Source organism: bacterium (assembly GCA_036382775.1).
GTDB lineage: Bacteria > Hydrothermota > Tepidihabitantia > SM23-42 > JAOAFX01 > DASVHD01.
The window spans coordinates 1-3,257 of record DASVHD010000024.1 but is presented as its reverse complement, the minus strand read 5'-3'; the positions used below and the strand labels follow the sequence as shown (position 1 = coordinate 3,257).

Annotated in this window: 2 protein-coding genes and 1 pseudogene; all 3 read right to left on the bottom strand. The window is 50.8% G+C overall.

Annotated features, from left to right (window positions below):
• Positions 1-539: PAS domain-containing protein (locus VF399_04245; protein HEX7319551.1), on the bottom strand; the 539-nt coding region annotated here is incomplete at its 3' end.
• 150 nt (positions 540-689) lie between these two features.
• A pseudogene (locus VF399_04240) lies at positions 690-1,097 on the bottom strand (integrase core domain-containing protein).
• 192 nt (positions 1,098-1,289) lie between these two features.
• A complete protein-coding gene (locus VF399_04235; GenBank protein HEX7319550.1) occupies positions 1,290-2,828 on the bottom strand; it encodes a DUF2271 domain-containing protein in 1,539 nt (512 codons plus the stop codon).
• Positions 2,829-3,257 lie beyond the last annotated feature (429 nt).

Sequence of the window (3,257 nt, the reverse complement as noted above, 5' to 3'; positions counted from 1 at the left end):
CCGTTAATAGAGTTAAGCGGGGTTCTGAGTTCATGCGACATGTTGGCCAAAAATTCGGATTTTACTTGCGCGGCGCGCTTTAACTTGACGGCTAAATCCTTTAACTCTTCATGGGCTTTTTCCAGTCCACTTTCTATCTCCCTGCGCGCGGTGATGTCCTCGATGGCCAGGAGGATGATTCTTTCCTTGCCCGACACTCTTTGAATCTGCCGGGCATTCAGAAGCATGATGCGCCGACCAATGGTGGCAAAATCGTGTTCAACCTCATAGTTATCAAAGGTCGTTTTTTGCGGAAGGATGGTTTCCAGCAGCTCCCGCAGCCTGGGGATATCCCACTGTTTATTGCCCAGATCATAGATAAGCTGTCCCACGGTCTCTTCGGGCTTTACCTTGAAGACTTCATAGAAGGAACGGCTGACCGTGACCACCCGGAGATCTTGATCCAGCGCGATCAAAGGTTCACGCACGGTGTTGATGACGCTCTCGGCGAATTCACCGGCTTCATCCGCGGATTTTTTAAAGTTTTTTTCCCAAAACATTTTCTGTCTCCTTATCGCAGACGAATACTTTCTTTTTTTCCTTTTTTTCAGCCACACTTTTCCCCTATTAAATTATATACCATTATCGGATATCGGGTGTTATGTTTCTGCGTAAACCGGACATTTTGACCACACGTCGTTGGAGACTTATCAAGGTTTCCCCCCAAGGGGACTCCCATTATTGGAATCATTCTTAGGTTGCCGGTCATGTTCTCTCAGCGCCTTATTATATAACCGCCGGTGCCCCATTGTCAATATCTTCTTTTCGGCCCGTTTCCTGAGGATCTCCTCCTTCCGCCCCAGATAAGCATCCAAAGGACTCATGTTCTTTAAGGCCGTATGCGGCGTCTGCGCGTAGTTCTTTATCGCCGCGTCGATGCCCTGTTTCAGCTCTTCCGGCGAGCAGTAGACGATCAGACAGACCTGCGCCTTGATCGACCGGTGGAACCGTTCGATCTTGCCCTGGGTCTGGGGATGATAGGGCTTGCCAAAGATGTGCTTGATCCCATGGGCACCCAGGTATTCCGCCATAATCCGGGCGGTATAACCAGAACCATTTCTCCCACAGGGACACCAATTATTTTTGATGTTCGTTTTTTTAATGTTGCCTTTAAAGGGAGAGGAAAAAGGTGAGAGTTTAGATTCTAATGCCCAGTGATAACGGATGTGATTGCCGCGCCCGCCACACTAATTGGCGGGCTCGCAATGACGAAAATCCAAAAACTAATATCTGTATTTCAGAAAGAATTACTATCTTTTTAAAGTCACTTCCACGTACGGGATCAGGTTACCTTCTTTGTGAACGACCTGGTTACCTTTTTTGCCGATGGTGATCGGAACCTCAACCCGCTGGTACTGCATACTGGGCCAGAAAGAAACTTCAATGCAGACAATATAATCGCCGTTTTTCACGGTTTGACCATTGACGTTTTTAAGGTCCCATGGATACAGGTGATGTCCCAGGTCGATGCTCGCGCCGGTCACCGCGTCCACGTCCGCGAACTTTGATTTGTCGGCATAGACCGGCAGGTCGATTTGCTTTTCGCGGGCAAACCCGCTGAAACCGGATACGTATACTGTTTTTATAAAATTGCCGGCCTTGTCCTGGATCCAAACCGCGGTCTGGGGCGCGAGTTCGTCCTTGAAGCCCAGGATAAAATTGATCGTTATGAAGGGCGGTTTGAGTTCGCCGCCCAATTGATCGACGTCGGGCCGGAGCGCGGCGAATACCTCTTCTGAAGCGCCGGTACCCTGATATTCGGAAACGACCTTAGTCCACTGGGTATTTGACTTTTTCCGGTAAGCAAAACCGAGGAGGTACAGGGCTTCCGATTTTATGACCGGCGGCGCGTCCCGGGCGATGATCTTTTGCAGTTCCTCGATGCCTGATTCGAGCTTTCCGACGAAGAAAGGCATGTTGACGCAAACACTAGCGCGCGATAAACGGAGTTCCAGGTCATCCGGGGCCAGGGCTACGGCGCGGTCCAGGATGTTCGCGCCCTCGAAGGCAAGGTCCGTGCGGAAATCCGTATCCAGATAGATCCGCGGGTCATAGCCGGTCTGGGCTTCATCACCCAGGACCGCGGCCAATTGCTTGTAATATTCCACGCGGTTCGGATCCTTTAGGATCGCCGCGCGCAGTTTTGCTATTTCCGGCCGACGATCGCCGTGATCCTTATACCACGCCATGACCCGGTCGATCCCGTCGATATTGTCCTGGCTGGATTTCGCCGGTTCGCTTCCCGGCGCCATTTTAATGATATTCAACCAGATCGCTCTGGCCCCTTCATAGTCACCCTGTTTCTGCAGGCCCTTGGCCAGCAGGGATGATGCGCCGATGAGTTGCTTGGACATCTGCGGATCCGGGGATGCACCCAGCATGTTCACAATGATTTTAAGGTCTTCGACGCCCTTGTCCAGCTGACCCGCGAATTTTGGAATGTTGACCGCCCAGGCGCCGCGGTTAAAACGCGCCGTAAAGTTTTGAGGATCGATCTCAAGCGCCCGATCCCAGCTGGCAAAGGCTCTGCCCAGATAGCTGAACATCGTCGTGAAATCGGGATTTTTCTGGACCTGGTCGCCGAGCAATTCGCCGAGCAGGTTCCAGGCCTCGGAACTCTTCGGGTATTCGGCCACGGCTTTTTCCATCAGGGCGATCCCCTGATCGATTTTCTCTTCGGTCCTTAATTTTCCAGCCTCTTCCATGTAGGATTCAAGAGTGGCGCTGAACATGAACACGGCCAAAAGCACTGTAAAAACAGCAATAACGGAAATTCGGACTCTATTCATGGTTCGTCTCCTTTTTATAATTATAGGAAAAAATAAGCCACTGTCAATGTAAGGAGAATCGTTGAGAACGTTTGGATCGTTAATATCGTTGGGAGCGTTGAAAAGATGAGATTGTCCCACAGGGACACCAGTTATCCCTCACCCCTACCCTCTCCCTTTCCAAGGGAGAGGAATAAGATGAGGGTTTAGTCTTTGATGCTGCCCTCGAGGGGGGAGAAAAAAGGAGGGGGTGTAAGGTTGCGCACAAAAAATGCTCGCAATGACGAACGAGGATGAGGTTGCCCCACAGTGTACTGGTTCAGCGGGAATCGGACAAAACAGGGGTCGGATTTAAGGTGGAAAATTGGTTATAATATTCCGACCGTTTGACCCTGGCCAGAGCCAGTTTTTCTGTTCGCCTCTGAATGATTTCCCCACGCTTGCCGTTTA